General features: G+C 73.6%; 4 protein-coding genes. 2 read left to right on the top strand and 2 right to left on the bottom strand.

All coding sequences use genetic code 11. From position 1 onward, the window contains the following. Both E2E34_RS32735 and E2E34_RS32740 read left to right on the top strand, forming a co-directional pair. Window positions 1-479, top strand: a 479-nt coding sequence (locus tag E2E34_RS32735) for a M23 family metallopeptidase (protein ID WP_138905469.1), incomplete at its 5' end; no start/stop codon positions are given. Window positions 480-692: 213 nt separating this feature from the next. Continuing rightward, the gene (locus tag E2E34_RS32740; RefSeq protein ID WP_138905470.1) at window positions 693-1,484 is read left to right on the top strand and encodes an SGNH/GDSL hydrolase family protein; all 792 of its coding nucleotides are present in this window, start codon (window positions 693-695) and stop codon (window positions 1,482-1,484) included. On the opposite strand, the gene E2E34_RS32745 is transcribed toward E2E34_RS32740, so the two are convergent. Together E2E34_RS32745 and E2E34_RS32750 are read right to left on the bottom strand one after the other, a co-directional pair. Further along, window positions 1,437-2,333 carry an STM4011 family radical SAM protein gene (locus E2E34_RS32745; RefSeq protein WP_138905471.1) on the bottom strand — a complete coding sequence of 299 codons (897 nt, stop codon included), beginning with the start codon at window positions 2,331-2,333 and terminating at the stop codon, window positions 1,437-1,439. The genes E2E34_RS32740 and E2E34_RS32745 overlap by 48 nt on opposite strands. 8 nt (window positions 2,334-2,341) lie before the next feature. Then, window positions 2,342-3,237 (bottom strand): STM4012 family radical SAM protein (locus E2E34_RS32750; RefSeq protein WP_138905472.1); only part of this gene is annotated, 896 nt, incomplete at its 5' end.

Below are 3,237 nucleotides of genomic sequence, written 5' to 3' on the forward strand. Positions count from 1 at the left end.
CCCCCAAGGCCGCCCCCAAGGCCGAGGCGCAGACCCAGACCCAGAAGCCGGCCTCCGCTCCGCAGGCCAACGGCTCCGGCTTCACCGCCCCGGTCGCCGCAGGCGTCACCACCCCGTACCGCGCGGCCGGCGGCAGCTGGTCCAGCGGCTACCACACGGGCGTCGACTTCTCCGCCTCCAGCGGCACCCCGGTCAAGGCCGTCGGCGCCGGCACCGTCGTCTCCGCGGGCTGGAGCGGCGCGTACGGCAACGAGGTCGTCATCAAGCACGAGGACGGCCGGTACTCGCAGTACGCCCACCTGTCCTCGCTGGCCGTCTCCTCCGGCCAGAGCGTCACCGGCGGCACGCAGATCGGTCTCTCCGGCAGCACGGGCAACTCCACCGGCCCGCACCTGCACTTCGAGATCCGCACCGGCCCGAGCTACGGCTCGGACGTCGACCCGCTGGCCTACCTGCGCGGCCACGGCGTCACCGTCTGACCCCCGCGACCCGTCAGAGTGCTTCCCTGACAGGGCACTTCTGGCACTTCCGTACGCCCCCTTTCGCCGCCCCGCGCGACGGCGAAAGGGGGCGTACGCGCGTTCCGCGTCTATTCCGGGTTGGGTGAATCTTGACCGGTGTCCTATATCACCCCGCGTCAACCCCTCCCTACGGTGGCGTAGGCCACTCGCCGCAGTGAAGGATGTGCCGACGTGGCAGACGATTCGAGAACATTCAGGGCAGGCACCATCGGGTCGTACGCGGCGATCGGCGACAGCTTCACCGAAGGCGTCGGAGACCCCGGCCCCGGCGGTGCGTTCATCGGCTGGGCCGACCGGCTCGCCGTGCTCCTCGACGACCGCGTCCCCGAGCACACGTTCCGCTACGCCAACCTCGCGGTGCGCGGCCGGCTGCTCGACCAGATCGTGGCCGAGCAGGTCCCGCGCGCCAAGGAACTGGCCCCCGACCTGGTGACCTTCTGCGCCGGCGGCAACGACATCCTCCGGCCCGGCAGCGACCCCGACGCGGTGGCCGAGCGCTTCGAGCGGGCCGTCGCCGACCTCGCCGGCGCCGTGGGCACCGTCATGGTGACCACCGGCTTCGACACCCGCGGCGTCCCCGTGCTGCGGCACCTGCGCGGCAAGATCGCGACGTACACCGCGCACGTACGGGCGGTCGCCGACCGGTACGGCTGCCCGGTGCTCGACCTGTGGTCGCTCAAGTCCGTCCAGGACAGGCGCGCCTGGGACGGCGACCGCCTCCACCTCTCGCCCGAGGGCCACACCCGCGTCGCCCTGCGCGCCGCCCAGGTGCTCGGGCTCGACGTCCCGGCCGACCCGGACCAGGCATGGCCGCCGATGGCGCCGCGCAACTCGCTGGAGGCGCGCCGGGACAACGTCCAGTGGGCGCGGGAGCACCTGGTGCCGTGGATCGGGCGGCGGCTGCGCGGCGAGTCCTCAGGTGATCACGTCGAGGCGAAGAGGCCCGACCTGCTGCCCCTGTGACCGGGCGGCGGGGACCCGCTCCAGGACCCCGCCCGCGAACACGTCGTACAGCGGCAGCGTCTCCAGGTGGACGTACCCGATGTGGCAGTCGCAGACGGCGAGCGGGCAGGCGCGGGGCCGCAGGGCCCGGCGGTACGAGCCGTCGTAGAGGTTGCCGAGCTCCGCGGGGACGAAGTGGCAGCGGCGTACCGTGCCGTCGCCGTCCACGGAGATCACCGACTCGCCGGTCCGGCAGGGGAGACCGGCCGAGCGGTGCGGGTGGCGGCTGTACGGGAAAAGGGGGTCCAGGGCCGTCCACCGGGCGGCCTCGGCGTCGGTGTAGGCGCGGCCCTCCGCCGCGTTGACCCACAGGTAGACCTCGGGGGGCAGCGCGGCGCGCAGCCTGCGGGCCTCGGGCAGGTGCTCGGGGAGACCGACCACGCCCACGCTGAAACGCACGCCGCGTGCGGCCAGTTCGCGGCACTTGGCGAGGAAGCGGTCGTACGGCGTCTGACCGGGGTGGTACGTGCACCACAGCGCCAGCGTGCCGAGGTCCGCGCCGCCCTCGGTGAGCCAGTCGGTGCGGCAGCTCAGATTCGTCTGGATGGCGACGCGCCGGATGTGCGGCAGCCGGGACAGCTCGGTCAGGGCGCGGCGGTACCAGGAGCGGACCAGGCCCTCGCCCCACGGCGTGAAGAGGACCGAGAGCCGGTCGCCGGTCTGCGCGGCGGCCCACGCGCTGAAGCGCTCCAGCGCCGCGCGGTCGGCGCGCAACTGCTCGGAGCTGTCCCTCCGCTTGGCGAACGGGCAGTACGGGCAGTCGTAGTCGCAGGAGGCGAGCGGGCCGCGATAGAGAAGCGTCAGGTCCATGGGCGTGCTCACTTCAGCTCGTACGCGGCCATGGCGGCCCGTACGGCGGGGGAGAACAGCTCGGGGCCGAGCGCGTCCGAGTGCGCCAGGCCCTCGGGGGACAGGCGCAGCAGGCCCTCCGGCGCGCTCTCGTCGAGCCAGCCGAGGGCGGCGAAGCGGCCGAGTTCGACGGGGAAGTCGTCGGCCGGCGCCGCACCGAACCGCGTGGCGTAGTCGGCCGGCGGCATGCCCTCGGCCTGGAGGAGCGACTGGAGCAGATGACGGCGGCGGGCCTCGTCGGCGTCCACGTACCGGCCCGTCACGGCCCGGGAGAAGTCCTCGGTGGCGGTGTAGTCGTCGATGATCTTCCGGATCTCGCGCATGTCGACGGCGTAGGCGAACGAGTAGTGCAGCGCTGAGGTGTACGAACGGGCTCCGCAGCCCAGGCCGATCATGCCGTCGGTCTGGCAGGCGTAGTCGTCCGCCGCCTGCCGCGGCGCGTCCGCGCGGCGGAACATCCGCATCGACACCTGCTCATAGCCGTGGGCGAGGAGGTGGTCCCTGCCCTGGCGGTAGAGCCGCAGCCGCTGGGCGTCCCAGGCCGCGTCGGCGTCGGCGCCGATGCGGCCGAGACCGGTGAGCGGGCGCACGTACAGGGGATAGAGGTAGAGCTCCTCGGGCCGCCAGGCGAGCGCCGCGTCGAGCGAGGTGCGCCAGGTGGCGGCGTTCTGGCCCTCGATGCCGTAGATGAGGTCGATGTTGAGGACGGGGATGCCGGCGTCGCGGACGGCGGCCAGGGCCGCCTCGACGTCGGCGCGCCGCTGGGGACGCACGGCCGCGCGGGCCTCGGAGTCGACGAAGCTCTGCACGCCGAGGCTCAGGCGGGTCGTGCCGCGGGCGGCGAGGACGGCGAGCCGGTCGGGGG

The sequence above is a fragment of the Streptomyces albidochromogenes genome, from assembly GCF_005981925.1.
GTDB classification, from domain to species: Bacteria; Actinomycetota; Actinomycetes; order Streptomycetales; family Streptomycetaceae; genus Streptomyces; species Streptomyces albidochromogenes.